We start from the raw sequence: 18279 nt of genomic DNA on the forward strand, positions 1-18279 counted from the left end.
GGCGACTGAAGCAGGGAGCAGGGAGCAGGGGAGAGGGGCCTCGGTGGGCGCGGCGGACTTCCGCCGTCCTGCCGGGGCCGCCGGGGCTAGTTCGGGCCTCCGGCGGGCGCCTTTCGGCGACGGCCCGGTCACAGCAGGTTCGGTATTCGTCCTGGCTCGTCAGGCCGTGGCCGGGGGTGCGGTGCTCGACCGCACCACCAGTTCCGTGCCCAGCTCCACGCGTGGTGAGTCCGGGTGTTGGTCGCGGGCCAGTCCGAGGACCGTGCGGACGGCCAGTTTGCCCATGTCGGCGAGGGGTTGGCGGATGGTCGTCAGTGGTGGGGCCGACCAGCGGACTTCCGGAAGGTCGTCGAAACCCACCAGGCTCATGTCCTCCGGCACCCGCAGGCCACGCCGCCTCAGCGCCTCGATCGCGCCGAGGGCCATCTGGTCGCTGGCCGCGAACACGGCGGTCGGCGGCTCGGGCAGGCCGAGGAGTTTCTCGCAGCCCGCGAAGCCGGACTCCGGACGGAAGTCACCGGGGACGACCAGCGCCTCGTCGAAGCCGAGACCGGCGCCCTCCAGAGCTGCTCGGTAGCCGTCGAGGCGGGCACGTGAGCACAGCAGCCGGGCCGGCCCGGCGATCAGGCCGATCCTGCGATGCCCGAGGGACAGCAGGTGTTCGGTGGCCGCGAGCCCTCCCGACCAGTTGGCGGCGCCGATGGTGGGGGCGTCCAGCGCCGGGGAGCCGGCCGGGTCGACGACCACCAACGGGACGCCGAGCACGCGCAGTTCGTCGTGGAGGAGGGTGTCCAGCGCCGAGGTGACCAGGATGACGCCGTCGGAGGCGCGGGCGCGCAGATTGCGCATCCACTCGCGGGCGTCGCCGGAGCGGCCGTGGATCGCGGAGACCACGGTGCCGACACCCTCCGCGTGCGCGACCTCCTCGACTCCCCGGATGATCTCCACCGCCCAGGGGCTGTCGAGATCGTTGAAGACGAGGTCGAGCAGGGAGGCGCGGGTGCCGGGGGCCGCGGGGCGCTTGCGGTAGCCGTACCGCTGGAGCAGTTCCTCGACCCGGGCGCGTGTGTGCGGGGACACGTCCGACCGGCCGTTGACCACCCGGGACACCGTCGGCACCGAGACGCCGGCCTGCCGGGCGATCTCCGTGATGGTGACTCTGCCCCGGGGCCCGGCGTCGGCCTCGCGTGCTGTCACTTGCCCACCTCCACGTCGGAGCCTCGAACGCATCGAGCTTCGAAAGCGTCGAGCCACGTAAACGTCGAGCCACGTAAACGTCGAGCCACGTAAACGTCGAGCTCGAAACTTCCAGGAGTCTTCCGGAAAACCAGCCCCATACACAAGGCATCACAGCGAGTGATCGCCCACAGACATGCGTCGGGGCCGGTGCGCAGACGATCGCTGCGAGCCGGCCCCTCAAAGTTTCCAGGCGATTCGACGGCCGCCCGGACGTGCTCAGGCGGCCGTGGCCGCCGCGAGCGGGCGGTGCGGGGCGATGACCCGACCGTCGGGCAGGAGCTCACCGGTGTCCTCGAAGAGCAGAACGCCGTTGCACAGCAGGCTCCAGCCCTGTTCCGGGTGGTGCGCCACGAGGCGGGCGGATTCCCGGTCGGCGGAGTCGGCGGTGGGACACGGTGGCTGGTGCTGGCACATTGGTGGGATCTTTCGCTGTGTTGTGGTCATGACGTCCCCCGTTGCGATAACTCAGTCCGAACCCAGTGTTGCCCCACGGGCGCCAATCCGCAGGGATTTCGCATCACCACTTCTTCACAGGTTGGAGACGCGTCACCCGGCCGGACGGTTCATCTCAACTGCACTGTCCCTTCGGGTGGTTCGAGGTGACCGAATAGGGCTAGTCCACCCGGGGTCAACCCCGCACCCGGCTCGTCCGAGCAATTGAGCGCTCGTACGAGCAAATGCTTTCCGTGTGATCCCTGCGGGATTTCCTACGACCCTAATGACACCCGAACACAGTCGTACCCCGCTACCCGGAATTCGGGGCGGGGTACGAAGGGGCTGGGCGAGGGTTCAGGCGGGCGAGCCGAGCAGCGGGGCCGGAGTCACCCGATGGGTCAGCACCGGGAGCAGTTCGGCGGCCCGGTGCGGGCGGTGGGCGGCGATGCCCGGCGGGGCAGGTGCCAGCGGGACGAGCAGGTCGGTGGCGGCGAGCTCGCCCGTGCCGGCGTCCGCCGCGCAGTCGCCGTGCAGCCACAGCGCGAGCATGTACAGGCCCGGGATCGACAGCAGGCGTGGTTGGTAGGGCTGCTGCATCACCTCGGCCTGGCGCAGCGCGCGCTCGGTGGACGCGATGTAGGGGCCCTCGAAGAAGTGCGAGAACGCCCAGCCGTCCGGGGTGAGCATGGTCTCGGCGGCGGCCACCGAGCGCTCGCCGCAGCGGATCAGGAAACGCCACCCGGTCAGCCTCGTGGTGGTGCCGTCCAGGACGTGCACGGGCAGCGGCAGCTCGGGTGTGACGGGTCCCTGGGCGAGCAACAGGGAAGGGGTCCGGGCCTCGCGGACCGCGGTGGGCGAGGCGAGTGCGGTGAGGACGGAGCGAAGTGCTGGTGCGGGAGCCGGAGGGACATGCAGCGGCATGGTGGGTCGCCTCTCATTCGACAGGCACAGTGGCGCGAGGGGGCGGGGCGGACGACGCTGTCAGCTCACGGGGTCAGAGAGGCGGGGGCCGGGGTCCGGTGACGCAGGTGCGGGTGAGGACCGTCGTACGTCACCTGACGGCAGGATCCAGGACCGCGGGTGCCAACCCTCTGCCTTGTTCGCGGAGTTTATACGACATATGTTCACGCGATGTTTCGGCTAGCCGTTTCCCGCGCACCGGGCAAGGGGCCATTCGGTCGGCGATACGCGGGAATCATCCCGATACCGTGACTACTTCGAGGCGGTGACCTCGGGGAATGCCCCGGAAGCGGTCGGCCAATTCTCGTCGGCGTTTTTCACGAGTTCTTCGGGGCACTCGAAACTGCTGACAGCCGCATGCCGAGTGAATGTGCCACCGGTCACATCCGACAGCGTAGCGGGCTCGGGGCCGCCGCGGGACGTTATCGATCGTTCCGGCTGGGCATCATCCCATCTGAATCATGACGCAGCGAGGAGGGACCCTTCGATGGGGGAGAAGGTCGTGGCAGGCCAGTTCGACCTGTCCGATCGCCAGCGCTACCGCGACAAGCTCCGAACGTGCCTGACGGGGCTGGAGCGGCTTCTGGCGGAGCGGCGGTTCGATCGCCCCAAGAACCTGATGGGGCTGGAGATCGAATTGAATCTGGTCGGCACCGACGGTATGCCGAGGATGTTGAATGGAGAGGTCCTCGAACGCATCGCAAGCCGAGATTTCCAAACAGAACTCGCCATGTTCAACCTGGAAGTCAACATAGCCCCACATCGGCTCGGCGGCAGGGTATTCGACCGGCTCGCGGAGGAACTCCGTACCTCGCTGGCGTATGCCGACCGTAAAGCGGGCGAGCTCGACGCGGGGATCGTGATGATCGGCATTCTGCCGACCCTCGACCGGGACGACCTGATCTCCTCCAACCTCTCCGACGTCGACCGCTACACCCTGCTCAACGATCAGATCGTGGCCGCGCGCGGCGAGGACTTCGTCCTCGACATCGACGGGGTGGAGCGTCTCACCTGCACCTCGAAGTCCATCGCCCCCGAGGCCGCGTGCACCTCCGTACAGCTGCACCTTCAGGTCACCCCGGGTCGCTTCGCCGATGTGTGGAACGCCGCGCAGGCGGTGGCCGGGGTGCAGATAGCCGTCGGCGCCAACTCGCCCTTCCTGTTCGGCCGTGAGCTGTGGCGCGAGTCCCGGCCGCCGCTCTTCCAGCAGTCCACGGACACGCGTCCGCCGGAACTCCAGGCGCAGGGCGTGCGGCCGCGCACCTGGTTCGGGGAGCGGTGGATCTCCTCGGCGTACGACCTGTTCGAGGAGAACCTGCGCTACTTCCCGGCCCTCCTGCCGATCTGCGACGACGAGGACCCGCTGAAGGTGCTCGACGAGGGCGGGGTGCCCTCGCTCGCCGAACTCGTCCTGCACAACGGCACGGTGTACCGCTGGAACCGGCCCGTCTACGACATCGCCGACGGTGTCCCGCACCTGCGCGTCGAGAACCGCGTGCTGCCCGCCGGCCCCACCATCACGGACGTCATCGCCAACGCGGCCTTCTACTACGGCCTCGTCCGTGCCCTCGCCGAGGAGTCGCGGCCGGTGTGGACCCGGATGCCCTTCGAGGCGGCCGCGGCCAACTTCGACGCCGCCTGCCGGCACGGCATCGACGCGCGCATGACCTGGCCCCGGCGCGGACGGTACGGCGGCACGGTCGAGGTCGACGCGGTGAGCCTCGTACGTGACGAACTGCTGCCGCTGGCCGAGACGGGACTCGCGGCCTGGGGCGTCGAGCCCGCCGACCGGGACCAGTATCTCGGGGTGATCGAGGAGCGGTGCCGGCGCCGCGTCAACGGGGCGTCCTGGCAGGCGGCGACCTTCCACCGGGCCCTGGAAACGGGACTGTCGCGGGAGGCGGCGCTGGCCGCCACGACGCGGCGGTACGGCGAGCTGATGCGCCAGGGCGAGCCGGTGCACACCTGGCCGGTCGGGCTGCCGGAGCCGGTGCGGCTGGGATGAGGGCCCCCGCCGAGCGCGGGATCAGCCGCTGCCGCCCTTGGCCCCCGCGGCCACGATCGCCTTCAGGATCACCGTGTGGATCTGGGCGGGGTCGTTGACCTGCTGGCCGGAGCCACCGGTGGCCTCGGCGAGCTGCTGGGCCTCGGCGCGGTCGGCGTCGGGACCCACCGCGATCACGATCAGCGGGACCGGGCGTGCCGGGCTGGACAGTTTCTCCAGTTCGGAGATCAAGGCCCCGCGGGAGATGCTGCCGGGGTCCTGGTTGACGCCGTCGGTCAGCACCACCAGCGCGTTGAACTTTCCCTCCGCGTAGGAGGACGTCGCCGCCTTGTACGCGGCGAGCGTGGTGTCGTACAGCCCCGTCGCGCCGCCCGGCACCGGCTCCAGGCCGCCGAAGGCCGCCGACAGCCGCTCGCGCTGGCTCGTGCCCGCGGCCGTGCTGTCGCCCAGCCGGTCCGTCGGCACGAGGATCCTGTAGTCCTTGTTGCCGTCCAGCTCGGTGGAGAACTCCCACAGGCCGATCTCGTCCTCCTGGGTGAAGGTGGCGAGGGCCTGGAGGAGGGACGCCTTGGTGACGTCCATCCGGGAGCGACCGGTGCCCGGGACGGTCTCCGACATGGAGGAGGACGCGTCCACGACCGTGGTGATCCGCGCGCTCTGCACGGTGATCGTCCAGGTGCCGAGGGCCTCCTGGAGCGCTGTCGCGGAGGCGGGCTCGACGGCCGCGGCGGTGTACGGCTGCGGCACCCTGCCCCCGGCCTTCGCGACCAGTGAGGCCGACACCTGGTCGTCGGAGGTCCTGAACCCCCGGTCCGTCAGCAGTTGTTGCTGCTCCGGCTTGCGCAGGTACGTCATGAACCGGATCGCCGCCCGGCTCTCGTCCGTGCTCAGCCGTGTCTCGTCGACGAGCGCGAACGGGTAGTCCAGCCGCGGTGAACCGTCCTTGGGGTAGAAGAAGTCCAGACCCTCCCCGGACTCCGCCGAGGAGTTGTACGCGAAGGCCGCCTGCTCGGACAGGACGAGCGCCTGATTGCGCTTCGGATTGCCCTGCTCGGTGCCCGAGGAGTCCCGCGGCAGCGTCTCCACGAGCTGGCCGTCGCTGTCGGAGATGCGCTGCGAGAGCGACTTCATCATGGCCGCGGCCTGCGTCGCACCGTCCTCTACCTGCCCCGCCGCACTGCTGAGCCGGGTGAGGGCGAGCAGCCCGGAGGCGCTCCGCGCCGGGTCGGCTGCGCCCAGCTTGAGGGAGTCGTCCCGCAGGGCGGCGCCCGTCAGTTCGAGCCAGCCGTACGTCTTCTTCGGCCAGCCCAGCGACTTCGCGGCGGCCGGCACCATCGCCATCCCGACGGGGCTGGAGGCCACGTTGCCGACGCGGGCCACCTCCGTCGCACCCGCGTCCGCGGAGATCTGCTCCAGCCAGACATCCGAGTCCGGCACCCACACCTGCACACCGGGGTCCTTGCCGGCCACGAGCGTGTCCCTGACCTTGTACGACTCACGCGCGGTCACCGAGATGTCGACGCAGCGCCCGTCGGAGGTGAGGTTCTCGTCATGGGCCCGCTCGGCCGCGGCGCGCAGTGCCGGGGCCACGTCGGGGGAGGCGGCGACCTCGATCCGTACGGCTTCGTCGCGGCAGGAGGAGCCGAAGGTGAGCAGACCGCCCTGGACCGCGGCGGCCGTACCGCCGGCGACGGTCAGGACGAGAGCCGTCGCGATGGCCACGGTGCGGCGGCGTGCGCGTGGGCGGGGGTCGCTGCCGCCCGCCCCATACTGATCGGGCAAGCTGTGACGTCCCATGACGGTGGTGCCCCTCCCTGTCGACTCCCCGTGCCCGGACAGCCGTATCTGGCAGGAAAGGTGGGAGGTACGCCCCGTACGGCGTCCGTCCCCCCGGCGGCCTGTCGCGCACGATCTTCGCAAGTGCTCACGATCTTCGTAAGTTCTTTCGAAGGACCCTAGCGGGGCGGAGTTGGGGATGAGGCTGGATTACTCAACTGGAGGCAGGTGTGCAGGCGGAGGAAGGGGCAGTGGCCGATTCTTTTCCGCAGACGGCGCTCTCACGGAAGTTCTTCCGTGACGAGACGCTGCTCGTTCTGGGGCTTTCGCTCGGTGCGAGCGGTGTGTCCGCGCTGATCAGTTTTGTCGGATCGGTCACCAAACCAGGGGGTCTCAAGGACCAGGCGGCGACCCTCAACGCCTCGGCCGCGCCCGGCCGCCCCTGGCTGGATCTCGCCTGGCAGCTCTTCGGTATCGCGTCGGCCCTGGTGCCCGTGGCCCTGGTCGCGCACTTCCTGCTGCGCGAGGGGCAGAGCCTCAGGACCCTCGGCTTCGACCGCACCCGGCCCGGGTTCGACCTCGCCCGCGGGGCCGGGATCGCGGCCGTGATCGGCAGCACGGGGATCGCCTTCTACCTGGCCGCGCGCGGCCTGGGCTTCAATCTCACCGTGGTGCCCGAGGCGCTGCCCGACGTGTGGTGGAAATACCCCGTGCTGATCCTCGCGGCGATGCAGAACGCGATCCTCGAAGAGGTGATCGTGGTCGGCTATCTGCTGCGCCGGCTGAACCAGTTGGGCTGGACCCCGGGCACCGCCCTGGTGGCCAGTTCCGTACTGCGCGGTAGCTACCACCTCTACCAGGGCGTCGGCGGCTTCATCGGCAACATGGTCATGGGCGTGGTGTTCGTCTACCTGTACCGGCGGTGGGGCCGGGTGGGCCCCTTGGTGGTGGCGCATTCCCTGCTCGACATCGGGGCGTTCGTGGGATACGCGCTGCTCGCCGGGAAGGTGGGCTGGCTGCCGACCGCGTGATCAGGCGAGCAGTTCGCCCTCGATGACCGTGACCGCACGGCCCGTCAGCAGCGTGCGCTCACCGCGCAGCCCGGTGCGGACCCGGCCCGAGCGGGGCGAGGCCTGCAGCCCGGTGAGATCCGTACGGCCGAGCCGCTCCGACCAGTAGGGCGCCAGGGCGGTGTGGGCGCTGCCGGTGACCGGGTCCTCGTCGATGCCGACGTTCGGGAAGAAACAGCGGGAGACGAAGTCGTGGCCCAGGTCCGGGTTCTCGGCGCGGGCGGTGGCGATGATCCCGCGCTCCGAGTAGGCGGCCAGGGCCTTGAGGTCGGGGCGCAGGGCGTGGACGGTCTTCTCGTCGGCCAGTTCGAGCAGCAGGTCGCCGATGTTCGGGCCGGTGTCGAAGGAGGCGAGCGGCTCGGCGCCCAGCGCCTCGGCGACCCCGTCGGGAAGCGCGACCGCGGTCAGCGGGGCCGTCGGGAAGTCCAGCGTGATCGAACCGTCCTCGCCGGGGGTGGCGACGAGGACCCCGCTGCGGGTCGCGAACCGCACCGGACCCCGGTGGACGCCGGTGCTGTACAGGACGTGGGCCGTGGCGAGCGTCGCGTGGCCGCACATGTCGACCTCGGTGGCGGGCGTGAACCACCGCAGCGCCCAGTCGGCCTCGCCGCCCGCGGGAAGCCGGTGGGCGAAGGCCGTCTCGGCGTGGTTGACCTCCAGGGCGATGTTCTGGAGCCGGTCGTCGCCCGGGAAGGTGTCGTCCAGGAGCAGGACCCCGGCCGGGTTGCCGGCGAAGGGGCGGTCGGTGAAGGCGTCGACGATTCGGATGCGCATGGGCTGACGGTAGGGGGCGGTCGCGCGTCGGGGACAAGGCCAATCCGCGGTGGCTGGACCGATTTCCCCACCGCTTGTCCGCACGGTGAAGTGATCTGGATCACAGGATGTCACAGCGACCGCGCCCCCGGTGTCTCGAGGCTGAACCCCTTGAAACAGAGGAGACACCATGAGCACCGAAGTCCTCGTGATCGGCGGCGGATACGCGGGCGTCATGGCGGCCAACCGCCTGACCCTGCGCGACGACGTGACCGTGACCCTGATCAACCCGCGCCCGGACTTCGTCGAGCGGATCCGGCTGCACCAGCTGGTCGGCGGCTCGCACGACGCGGTCGTCCCCTACCGGAAGGTCCTGGCCGGGCGTGTCCGACTGGTCGTCGACACCGTGACCGAGATCGACACGGCCGGGCGAAACGTGAGCCTGGCGGCCGGTGACGCGCTCGGATACGACTACCTCGTCTACGCGGTGGGCAGCGGCGGCGCCGACCCGGACGTGCCCGGAGCGGCCGAGTTCGCCCACCCGATCGCCACGCTGGAGGACGCGCGGCGACTGCGGCCCCTCGTCGACGCCCTGCCCTCGACGGCTCCGGTGACGGTCGTGGGAGCCGGCCCGGCCGGTATCGAGACCGCCGCCGAACTGGCGGAGGAGGGGCGCGCGGTGACCCTGGTCTGCGGTGGCGTGCTCGGCCCGTACCTGCACCCGCGTGGCCGGCTCTCGGTCACGCGGCGCCTCGCCGGGCTCGGGGTGAGCGTCCTCGACGGCCCCGGTACCAGGGTGACTGCCGTGACGCGGGACGCCGTACGGCTCGACGACGGCCGCGAGATCCTGAGCGAGGTGACCGTCTGGACCGCCGGATTCGGCGTGCCGGACCTCGCCGCGCGCAGCGGGCTGAGCACCGACGCCCTGGGCCGTCTGCGCACGGACGAGACCCTGACCAGCGTGGACGACGAGCGTGTCGTCGCCGCCGGTGACTCGGCGGCGCCGTCGGACCTGCCGTACCGGATGGGCTGCCAGTCCGCGGTACAGCTGGGCCCGCAGGCCGCGCGGACCGTGCTCAGCCGGATCGCGGGCGAGCCGCCCGTCACCGTCGACGTCGGGTTCGCCGGCCAGTGCCTCAGCCTGGGCCGTCGCGTCGGCATCTTCCAGTTCGCGCGCAAGGACGACACCGCGATCAGCCTCTTCCTCGGCGGTTTCCTGGGTGCCGGGCTCAAGGAGATCATCTGCCGGAGCACCGTCTGGCAGCTCGGGTACGAGGCGCGCAGGCCCGGTGTCCGCACCTGGTGGGCGAAGGACGCCAAGCGCAGGCAGAAGCTGACCGAGGCGCGGGCCACCGCCGCGCAGGCGGCCTGATCCGCACGCTCCGACGGGGGAGGGACTCACACATGAGCGAGCACACCACCGATCCGGCGACCGAGACCTTCGTCGCCCACCGCAACCTGCTCTTCACGGTCGCCTACGAGATGCTCGGGTCGGCGGCCGACGCGGAGGACGTCCTCCAGGAGACCTGGCTGCGGTGGGTCGAGGTCGACCTCGGGCAGGTCCGGGACCGGCGCGCCTACCTGGTCCGCATCACGACCCGCCAGGCCCTCAACCGGCTGCGCGCCATGTCCCGCCGCAGGGAGGCGTACGTAGGGCCCTGGCTGCCCGAACCGCTGCTGACCGCGCCGGACGTGGCCGAGGACGTGGAGCTGTCCGAGAGTCTGTCGATGGCGCTGATGTGCGTCCTGGAGACCCTGTCACCGACCGAGCGTGCCGTGTTCGTGCTGCGGGAGGTCTTCGACGTCGACTACGAGGAGATCGCGGCCGCTGTCGAGAAGAGCCCCGAGGCGGTGCGCCAGATCGCCCACCGCGCTCGCCGCCACGTCGACGCCCGGCGGCCCCGCAGGGCGGCCTCCGCCGGCGAGACCCGGGCGGCGGTGGAGTCGTTCCGGCGGGCGCTCGAGACCGGCGACCTCCAGGGGCTGCTCGACGTGCTCGCGCCCGACGTCGTCCTGGTCAGCGACGGCGGCGGCGTCAAGCAGGCCGCGCCGCGCCCGATCGTCAGCGCCGACAAGGTGGCCCGCTTCATCAGGGGCGGTATCGCCAAGTTCACCGTCACGCTGACCGGCGAGTCCACCCAGGTCAACGGCAGCCCGGCGCTCCTCCTGCGGGTGAACGGCGAGATCGACGGCGTCCTCGCGGTCCGCGTCGAGGACGGCCGCATCACCGGCCTCTACTACGTCCGCAACCCGGAGAAGCTGACCCGCGTCGCGGCGGAGACCCCGCTGACGCTCCGGTCGGCGCCGACGACGGAGTGAGACTCCGCCCATTGCGCTCCCGACGGCGAGCATCCATCATCAGGATTCCTGTTATTTTAACCTTGTAGCGATGGGTGCTCAGTCATGCCGTTCAGCTCCGCAATCAAGGCCAGGGGGATCCAGCTCCTGCTCGGCCGCGTGATCTCCCGTGTAGACAAGGACCTGCGCTTCACCGACATCCCGGCGCGCACCGAGACCCTCCAGGTGGAGACCGGCGCCGGGCCGGTGAGCTGCACCGTCTACCGCCCGCCGGTCACCGACGCCCTCGCCCCCGTGTACGTCAACTTCCACGGCGGCGGGTTCGTGATCGCCCGGCCCGAGCAGGACGACCACATCTGCCGCTACATCGCCGCCACGGCCGACTGTGTCGTCATCAACGTCGACTACGCGGTCGCGCCGCAGCGGCCGTACCCCGCACCCGTCACCCAGGCCTACGACGTCACCGCCTGGATCGCCGAGAACGGCGCCGCAGGCGGCTGGGACGGTTCGCGGCTCGCCGTGGGCGGACACAGCGCCGGAGGCAGCCTGACCGCCGCGGTGTGCCGCCTGGCCAGGGAACGCGGTACCTTCACGCCCCGGCTCCAGATCCTCGACTCGGCACCGCTGGACCAGGTCGCCGACCCGGCCGCCAAGCGGTCCCTCGTCGCCAAGCCGCTGCTCACCCCGCAGATCATGCGGATCTTCACCGCCGCCTACGTCCCCGACCCCGCCGACCGCGCCCACCCCCTCGTCTCACCCGGACTCGCCGACGACCTCGCGGGCCTTCCGCCCGCCCTGGTCATCACCGCCGAGAACGACCGCCTGCGCGACGAGGGGGACGCCTACGCCAAGGCCCTGGAGGCGGCCGGAGTGCCGGTCACCCACCGCGTCTTCGAGGGCGTCGACCACTACTTCACCCACACGGGTCCGGTGGAGGCCGGAAGGGAGGCCATCGACCTGATGGCCACCACGCTGCGCGACGCCCTGAGGTGACCGTCCTGTCTCGACGCGGTCACCCACGTCGCAGCCCGGGCGTCGTTCTTGCGTGAGGTGCCACTGCCCCCGCCCCGAAGAGCACGGACCGGCGCGACGCGTCTCCCCGCAGCGGAGCGCCGGGAACTCCCGCGGCCTGATCCGCTCGCGGCCGCAGCAGCAACGACGCTCCAGGTTCGCCCCGAAGCCGGTCATGCCCCTCGCCGGCGGTCCCGGGAAGCCCGGCGCGGTCGCCGGTCGCGGGAGCGGTTCCTCACCGGGGCCGCCCCCCGCGAGCACCGCACGGACCTCACCTTCGCCCGGCCCGGCGGGTTCGGCCAGGTCCTGTCCGCCGAGGGCCGGACGGTGACGCCGAGCCCGCCATGCCCGCCCTGTTGTGCCAACTTGGTCGACGCGAGGACCCCTGGCTCGTAGCCTCTCGCTGTGATCGACACGACCGAGGCCGATGGAGCTTTCCGGAACCGGTGTGCCAACGCGGCGCGCATTCTCGCGCCGTGCGTCGGTCATGTCATCCATCGCATCGCGTTCGACGCCTTCCCCGAGGCCGACTCCCTGGAGATCGCTCTCCGCAAGGGGCCGCACGAACCCGATGTCGTGATCTCGCTCGCCGGCGTGCGCTACGTCTCGGTCGCGAAGGACTCCGGTCTCGAGGGTTTCGTCGACGAGATCTCCCTGGTCCACCTTCCGAGGACGCCGTGCCCCTGGCCCGCCGAGACCGCCGAGATGGTCGGCCGGTTCGGCGGACTGCCCGAGCTGGCATGGCTGAGGATCGTCGGCCCCGTCGAGGTGGACGTCGTCGCGTCCGGCGTGACCGTGTACTCGGCGATGAGCGACGACGAGGCCCCCGTGGCCCGGAACGCCTGAGAGGTCGGGCGGGCCGGACAGGATCCTCTGAGTCCGGAGTGGATCGGCAGACACCGGACATCGATACCTCCCACAAGAAGAGCCTTGCCATGCGATCGGTTCCGATATATCGTTGAAGCATCGCGACAGATCAACGATGGAATGGAGTGATTGCGATGCGTTCCCACGGATTCGAGCGTGGACATGGTGGAGCCGGTCGTCGGGGCCGCGGTGGTCCCGAGAGCCTGCGGGGTGCCTTCGGGCCCTTCGGTCCGGGCGGTCCCGGTGGCCCCGGTTTCGGAGGGCCGGGCTTCGGCCCCGGACCCTGGGGGCCGAGGGGGCGGGGCGGACCCAGGGGGAGGGCGCGGCGCGGCGACGTGCGGGCTTCGATCCTGGCCCTGCTCAAGGACCGGCCGATGCACGGTTACGAGATGATCCAGGAGATCGCCGAGCGCAGCGGCGGGGCGTGGAAGCCCAGCCCCGGCTCGGTGTACCCCACCCTCCAGCTGCTGGAGGACGAGGGGCTGATCGCCAGTGAGTCCGAGGGCGGCAAGAAGCTGTTCTCGCTCACCGGGGCGGGCCGTACCGCGGCCGGCGAGGGGCCCGACGCGCCCTGGGAGGAAGCCTCCCGCGGCATCGACTTCGAGGCGCTCGGCGAGATCCGGCAGGCCGGCTTCGGCCTGATGGAGGCCTTCGGTCAGGTCTGGAAGACCGGCAGCAAGGAACAGCGCGAGAAGGCGGTGGCCGTCATCAACGAGGCCCGCAAGAAGCTGTACCTCATCCTCGCCGACGAGGACTGATCACAGGCCTACGGCAGCGACAGGCGCCCCGGGAGGGAATTCCCGGGGCGCCTTCGTGTGGGCCGGGAGTCAGGACACCAGCCCGGCCAGCTTCCGCAGCGACTCGTTGAGGGCGGCGGTGCCGGAGTCCTTCAGCTTGCCCGCCATCAGCGAGACCGCGGCGCCCGTGAACTCGCCGTCGATGCGGACCGTGGTGGCGTCGCCGTCGGGCGTCAGGGTGTAGCGCGTGGCCACACTCACGGCCATCGGACCCTTGCCCCGGATCGCGAACAGCCGGGCCGGTTCCACCTGGTCGATGGTCCACTCGACCTCGGCCGGGAAACCCATCAGCTTCATGTTCTCCTGGAAGGTCCCGCCCGGTTCGAGGACCGTCGGGCCACCCTTGGGGAAGCTGGTGTGCGTCGCGTTCCACTCCCCGTACGCGGACCAGTCGGTGAGCTGGGCCCAGACCTTCTCCGCGGGTGCCGGGATGCGTGCCTCCGCGCTGATTTCCGCCATGCGGCCACCTCTTCGTGTCGGGCTGTGGTGCCGCGGAAAGTAGCCGCAGGGGGCGCAACATTCAATACTGATGAACCGTCAGGAAGTGTGCGGTCGTTCAGCCCACCCGCCGTATCTCCGCCGCGTCGAACAGGTCCCACGCGCGCGGGAACGCGCTCTGGTCGTGACAGTGCCATGCCTCCCAGAACAGGTCGGCGAGCAGCGCGTCCTTCGGGGCGTACACCCGGTACACGTACTGCTTGCCGTCCACGGCCGGCAGCGCCACCAGCCAGCTCCAGCTCTCCACGCCTGTGTGGGACGACCGAGGCCGCGTGTCGGTTGCGCGAGGAGCGCGCGGCAAGGCGACGCGCGCCCACCGGGACATAAAGGCGTGATGTCCTCCGTAAGGAGGAGATTCCGGCCCCGGGCTCCGCTCTCCGTGGGACGCGAAGATGCTTCCCCTCGGGGATGTCCGGATGAGCCGGGGCTGATGAGGTGGGGGATGTGCACCCCCGTATCCCCCGGCAGTCCGCCCGCGAACAGAGCGGCCTGCCGCCGGTCCGTCCGGACGACGACGTCAGGCTCAGCGCGGAGCTGACAGCGGTGGTGTCCGGTGCCCGCAGGCGCGCGCTGAGGGACGGGGACCGGCAGATCGACACGGCCCATCTGCTGCACTCGCTGCTGGACGCCGACGTCGAGGCGTACGGCGTCCTCGACACCGAACCCCACCTGCCGCGCCTCCTCGGGTATCTCGTGCAGCGCAGCATCGGCTACGGACTGCGCTGGCAGGGCACCGTCGAGGACTCCGGCGCGGTCCCCGTGATGACGCCGGCCGACGGCTTCTCGCCGCTCGCCGCGCGCGCGATGGAGTACGCCGGCGCCCGGGCCGCGCACCGCGCCGACGGGCCCGCCCGCGGGATCGACCTGCTCGCGGCGATCCTGGTGGACCCCGAGTCCCGGGCCGTCGAGGTGCTGACCCGGGCGGGAATCGACGCCCGGGCGGTGTTCGCGCGGATCGACGAGCGCCTGCCCGGGGGTCTGTGGGGCGGTCCGCCGCGGTCCAGCCGCTGAGACAGGAGTCAACAGGGATGACGCTCATGTCGTGCCCTGTCATCATGGGCCGGTGCATACGTCGGAGAGCAGCAGGGCGGCCGGTGACGGCAAGGGAGTCGGTGTCGGTGACGGCAAGGGTGCCGGTCTCGGCCTCGCGCTCGTGTCCGCGCTCGCCTTCGGGGGATCCGGGGTCGCGGCCAAGCCGTTGATCGAGGCAGGCCTCGATCCGCTCCACGTGGTGTGGCTGCGGGTGGCGGGCGCCGCCCTGGTGATGCTGCCCCTCGCCGTCCGTCACCGCGCGCTGCTGCGCAGCCGTCCCGCCCTGCTCGCCGGCTTCGGGCTGCTCGGCGTGGCCGGAGTACAGGCCTTCTACTTCGCCTCGATCTCCCGCATCCCGGTCGGGGTCGCCCTGCTCGTCGAGTACCTCGCACCCGCCCTGGTGCTCGGCTGGGTGCGGTTCGTGCAGCGACGGCCGGTCACCCGCGCCGCGGCGCTCGGCGTGGTCCTCGCGGTCGGCGGGCTGGCCTGTGTCGTCGAAGTCTGGTCGGGTCTGAGCTTCGACGCCCTCGGACTGCTCCTCGCGCTCGGCGCCGCCTGCTGCCAGGTCGGCTACTTCGTCCTGTCCGACCAGGGCAGCGACTCCGGCGAGGTCCCCGACCCGCTCGGCGTGATCGCATACGGCCTTCTCGTCGGGACCGCCGTCCTGACCGTCGTGGCCCGCCCCTGGACCATGGCCTTCTCCGTCCTCGCGCAGCGCGCCGACATGAATGGCACCCCGGTCGCGGCCGGCCTGCTGCTCGGCTGGATCGTGCTGATCGCCACCGTCCTCGCCTACGTCACCGGAGTGGTCTCGGTACGCAGGCTCTCACCGGCGATAGCCGGGGTCGTGGCCTGCCTCGAAGCGGTCGTCGCGACCGTCCTCGCCTGGGTGCTGCTGGGCGAACACCTCTCCGCACCGCAGATCGTGGGCGGCGCGGTCGTCCTGCTGGGCGCCTTCATCGCGCAGTCCTCGACGCCGGCCAAGGGCTCCGTGGAGCCGGTCGCGGCCGGTGGCGCCGAAAGTCGGTTGCCCGCCCGGGAGAACGCCGCCTAGGCTCCCGGATCATGCACACGCGCACTCGCATCGTCTCTCCGCCGGCCGCCTGAGGCGGGCCCTCCGGAGACCACGCCCGGTCCGTCGCCGGGCTGAACGGTGCTGCCCGCAGACGAAGTCCGCGGACCCCGCCGGTGAGCGGGCGTCCTCTTCCGAACTTCCGCGCCTCGGCGCGACTGCGGAGAGAACACGTGTCGCATGCTTCCTCAGGCCTGCCCGTCGGGCGAGGCCTCATCTACCTGATCGTCGCCGGTACCGCCTGGGGCACCGCCGGAGCGGTCGCCTCCCTGACCTACCGGACCAGTGATCTGGGCCCGGTGTCCCTGTCCTTCTGGCGCTGCGCGGCCGGGCTCGTGGTCCTGCTCGCGGTCCGTCTCGTACGGCCACGCGCGCGTACGGCAGTCTCGGAACCGCTCGGCCGCAGGGCCCTGCGGGTCGGCGCGTCGGGCGTCGGGCTCGCGGTGTTCCAGACCGCCTACTTCGCCGCCGTACGGTCCACCGGGCTCGCCGTGGCCACCGTCGTCACCCTCGGCGCCGGACCCGTGCTCATCGCGCTCGGGGCACGCCTCACCCTCGGGGACCGGCTCGGGCGCGGCGGAGCGGTCGCCGTCGCCGGAGCACTCGCCGGACTCGGTGTGCTGACGCTGGGCGGCGCGGACGCGTCGGTACGTCCCCTGGGTGTGCTGCTCGGGTTGCTCTCGGCAGGCGGCTGCTGTGCGATGACCCTCATCACCCGCGCCGCACGGGCGGAGTCCTCCGGAACGTCCGTCGCGGTGTTCGCGGTCACCAGCCTCTGTCCGCTGCCCCTCGCCCTGGCCGAGGGGCTGTTCCCGCACACGGCCCGACCCGCCCTGCTCCTGGTTCTGCTGGCCTACCTGGCGATCGTCCCCACGGCTCTCGCCTACGGCCTCTACTTCGCGGCCGCCGCGGTCGTCCGCCCCACCATCGTCTCCGTGATCATGCTGCTCGAACCGGTGAGTGCGGCGGTGCCGGCCGTCGTGCTGTTCGGAGAGCGACTCACTCCGGCCGTCGTCCTCGGCACCCTGCTGATGCTGGGCGCGGTCGCGGGGCTCGCGGTGACGGAGGCGCGCGTGCCCGCCTGACGGGCTGAGGGGCCCTTCTCCGTGAAGGGCCCCTGGGCTCAGGCGCGCTGCCGCCGCAGCAGGTGCTCGCGTGCCGCCGCGTCCCCGGGTCCGTCCCGGTCCGCCAGCCTGTCCGCGATCCGGTCCCGCACCTCCGCGGTCCGCTTGCCGGCGTACTTGAACTTCGCCCGCACACCGGTCACTTCGAGCCGCAGCCCGCGGATCCCCGACAGCATCCGCCCGTACGGCGCCTCACCCAGGGCCACCCGCGCGGAGCCGCCCTCCGGCTGGAAGTGGCCGACCTGCTGGTTCAGCAGCACGGACTTCTCGGCAGCGTCGTCCACCACGTGGGCCCGGCAACGCAGTTGGACCGCCGCGTAGAAACTCGTGGGCGTGCCGTGCTCGGACGGGCCGTCCGGGTCGGCCTGCCACGGGCCCGGGACGTACGCGTAGTCGTCGACGACGCTCAGCAGACAGTCCGGACTCGCCTCCAGCGCACCCCACAGCGGGTTGGGCCGCGCGAGGTGGGTGAGGGCCTCGCCCCGCGCGGGGTCGTAGACGAAGTGCAGCGGCTGCACGAACGGCGGCTCGCCCGCAGGGCCGTTGACGGCGAGCTGCCCGAAGTCGTGGACGGCGAGCCACTGTTGCCACTCGGCGTCGTCACGGGCCGCGTCCCAGGGGTGGATCAGCATCACAGCACCGCCAGATAGTCCGGGACGTCGGTGCCGGGGAGCAGGTCGTCGTCGGCGACCGGGGTGCCGTAGCCCTTGCGCAGCGGGAGCACGCCGGCCCAGTGGGGGAGGGCGAGGTCCTCGGGCTCGTCGTTGACACCGCCGGTGCGGAGCTTGGCGGAGACCTCGTCGAGGTCGAGGCGGATGACGGCGGTGGCGGCCAGTTCCTTCTTGTTGGCGGGACGGGAGTCGCGAGCCCGCCCGGGAACCACGTGGTCGACCAGCGCGTCGAGGGCGAGGCGCTTCTCCTCGGGGTCCGTGACGTCGTACGCGAGTCCGTGCACCACCACCGACCGGTAGTTGATCGAGTGGTGGAAGGCCGAGCGGGCCAGGATCAGCGCGTCGACATGCGTGACCGTCAGACACACCGGCAGCCCGGGGTCGGCCTCGCCGGTCATCCGCAGCGGGCGCGAACCGGTCGAGCCGTGGACGTACAGACGCTCGCCCACCCGGCCGTACAGCGTGGGCAGCACCACCGGGGCACCGTCCCGGACGAAGCCGAGGTGGCAGACGTACCCCTCGTCGAGTATCGAGTGCACCAGTTCCCTGTCGTACGAGGCCCGGCCGGGGGAGCGCGTCGGGACGGTGCGGTCGGTCGGCGCGTAGGCGGGCGGCTCCGGTGTGGTCGCGGCGGTCCCCTGCATTGCTGTCTCCATTGAACTAGTGCATAA

At 71.3% G+C, this 18279-nt stretch carries 19 protein-coding genes; 10 read left to right on the top strand and 9 right to left on the bottom strand.

Features of this window, described 5'->3' with window-relative positions; translation table 11 throughout:
* Window positions 1-159: 159 nt before the first annotated feature.
* The 3 genes from ABZT93_RS29985 to ABZT93_RS29995 form a co-directional block, all read right to left on the bottom strand.
* Window positions 160-1197, bottom strand: coding sequence for a LacI family DNA-binding transcriptional regulator (locus ABZT93_RS29985; protein ID WP_356110612.1), 1038 nt, complete (start codon window positions 1195-1197; stop codon window positions 160-162).
* A gap of 258 nt (window positions 1198-1455) precedes the next feature.
* The gene (locus ABZT93_RS29990) at window positions 1456-1653 is read right to left on the bottom strand and encodes a DUF5999 family protein (protein ID WP_020123464.1); all 198 of its coding nucleotides are present in this window, start codon (window positions 1651-1653) and stop codon (window positions 1456-1458) included.
* A gap of 375 nt (window positions 1654-2028) precedes the next feature.
* Window positions 2029-2595 (bottom strand): hypothetical protein, encoded by a 567-nt coding sequence (locus ABZT93_RS29995; protein ID WP_356110614.1) that lies wholly within the window; start codon window positions 2593-2595, stop codon window positions 2029-2031.
* Window positions 2596-3121: 526 nt separating this feature from the next.
* On the opposite strand from ABZT93_RS29995, the gene ABZT93_RS30000 reads away from it, so the two are divergent.
* Entirely contained in the window at window positions 3122-4639 is a 1518-nt protein-coding gene (locus ABZT93_RS30000) for a glutamate-cysteine ligase family protein (protein ID WP_356110616.1), read from the top strand.
* Between the two features lie 21 nt (window positions 4640-4660).
* Here ABZT93_RS30000 and ABZT93_RS30005 read toward each other — a convergent pair whose 3' ends face one another.
* Window positions 4661-6436 carry a substrate-binding and VWA domain-containing protein gene (locus ABZT93_RS30005; RefSeq protein WP_356110617.1) on the bottom strand — a complete coding sequence of 592 codons (1776 nt, stop codon included), beginning with the start codon at window positions 6434-6436 and terminating at the stop codon, window positions 4661-4663.
* A gap of 209 nt (window positions 6437-6645) precedes the next feature.
* Here ABZT93_RS30005 and ABZT93_RS30010 point away from each other — a divergent pair, with 209 nt between their 5' ends.
* The gene (locus tag ABZT93_RS30010; RefSeq protein WP_356110619.1) at window positions 6646-7446 is read left to right on the top strand and encodes a type II CAAX endopeptidase family protein; all 801 of its coding nucleotides are present in this window, start codon (window positions 6646-6648) and stop codon (window positions 7444-7446) included.
* Here the strand turns inward: ABZT93_RS30010 and ABZT93_RS30015 are convergent, their stop codons facing one another.
* Window positions 7447-8259, bottom strand: coding sequence for a PhzF family phenazine biosynthesis protein (locus ABZT93_RS30015; protein ID WP_356110620.1), 813 nt, complete (start codon window positions 8257-8259; stop codon window positions 7447-7449).
* 169 nt (window positions 8260-8428) lie between these two features.
* Here ABZT93_RS30015 and ABZT93_RS30020 point away from each other — a divergent pair, with 169 nt between their 5' ends.
* From ABZT93_RS30020 to ABZT93_RS30040, 5 genes are all read left to right on the top strand, one after another.
* Window positions 8429-9610, top strand: a complete 1182-nt coding sequence (locus ABZT93_RS30020) for an FAD-dependent oxidoreductase (RefSeq protein ID WP_356110622.1) — start codon at window positions 8429-8431, stop codon at window positions 9608-9610.
* A 32-nt stretch (window positions 9611-9642) separates the two neighbouring features.
* Window positions 9643-10557 (top strand): RNA polymerase sigma-70 factor, encoded by a 915-nt coding sequence (locus ABZT93_RS30025; RefSeq protein WP_356110623.1) that lies wholly within the window; start codon window positions 9643-9645, stop codon window positions 10555-10557.
* Between the two features lie 84 nt (window positions 10558-10641).
* A complete protein-coding gene (locus tag ABZT93_RS30030; protein WP_356110625.1) occupies window positions 10642-11529 on the top strand; it encodes an alpha/beta hydrolase in 888 nt (295 codons plus the stop codon).
* Between the two features lie 423 nt (window positions 11530-11952).
* Window positions 11953-12393: a hypothetical protein gene (locus ABZT93_RS30035; RefSeq protein ID WP_356110626.1), complete on the top strand. Its 441-nt coding sequence runs from the start codon at window positions 11953-11955 to the stop codon at window positions 12391-12393.
* Window positions 12394-12548: 155 nt separating this feature from the next.
* Complete coding sequence (locus tag ABZT93_RS30040) at window positions 12549-13172, top strand: PadR family transcriptional regulator (protein WP_356110628.1); 624 nt, start codon at window positions 12549-12551, stop codon at window positions 13170-13172.
* A 69-nt stretch (window positions 13173-13241) separates the two neighbouring features.
* On the opposite strand, the gene ABZT93_RS30045 is transcribed toward ABZT93_RS30040, so the two are convergent.
* Both ABZT93_RS30045 and ABZT93_RS30050 read right to left on the bottom strand, forming a co-directional pair.
* Complete coding sequence (locus ABZT93_RS30045; protein ID WP_280852777.1) at window positions 13242-13670, bottom strand: SRPBCC family protein; 429 nt, start codon at window positions 13668-13670, stop codon at window positions 13242-13244.
* Between the two features lie 97 nt (window positions 13671-13767).
* Window positions 13768-13956 (bottom strand): hypothetical protein, encoded by a 189-nt coding sequence (locus tag ABZT93_RS30050; protein WP_356110746.1) that lies wholly within the window; start codon window positions 13954-13956, stop codon window positions 13768-13770.
* A 197-nt stretch (window positions 13957-14153) separates the two neighbouring features.
* On the opposite strand from ABZT93_RS30050, the gene ABZT93_RS30055 reads away from it, so the two are divergent.
* From ABZT93_RS30055 to ABZT93_RS30065, 3 genes are all read left to right on the top strand, one after another.
* The gene (locus ABZT93_RS30055) at window positions 14154-14720 is read left to right on the top strand and encodes a Clp protease N-terminal domain-containing protein (protein ID WP_356110630.1); all 567 of its coding nucleotides are present in this window, start codon (window positions 14154-14156) and stop codon (window positions 14718-14720) included.
* A gap of 52 nt (window positions 14721-14772) precedes the next feature.
* Complete coding sequence (locus ABZT93_RS30060; protein WP_356110632.1) at window positions 14773-15795, top strand: EamA family transporter; 1023 nt, start codon at window positions 14773-14775, stop codon at window positions 15793-15795.
* Between the two features lie 191 nt (window positions 15796-15986).
* On the top strand, window positions 15987-16898 hold the full coding sequence (locus tag ABZT93_RS30065; RefSeq protein ID WP_356110634.1) for a DMT family transporter: 912 nt from the start codon (window positions 15987-15989) through the stop codon (window positions 16896-16898).
* 38 nt (window positions 16899-16936) lie between these two features.
* Here ABZT93_RS30065 and ABZT93_RS30070 read toward each other — a convergent pair whose 3' ends face one another.
* Together ABZT93_RS30070 and ABZT93_RS30075 are read right to left on the bottom strand one after the other, a co-directional pair.
* Entirely contained in the window at window positions 16937-17569 is a 633-nt protein-coding gene (locus ABZT93_RS30070; protein WP_356110635.1) for an FMN-binding negative transcriptional regulator, read from the bottom strand.
* On the bottom strand, window positions 17569-18252 hold the full coding sequence (locus tag ABZT93_RS30075; protein WP_356110637.1) for a pyridoxamine 5'-phosphate oxidase family protein: 684 nt from the start codon (window positions 18250-18252) through the stop codon (window positions 17569-17571). Before ABZT93_RS30075 ends, ABZT93_RS30070 begins: the two co-directional genes overlap by 1 nt.
* Window positions 18253-18279: the final 27 nt, after the last annotated feature.

Origin of the sequence: Streptomyces sp. NPDC005303 (assembly GCF_040607335.1) — a bacterium.
In the GTDB taxonomy this organism is placed as follows: Bacteria; Actinomycetota; Actinomycetes; order Streptomycetales; family Streptomycetaceae; genus Streptomyces.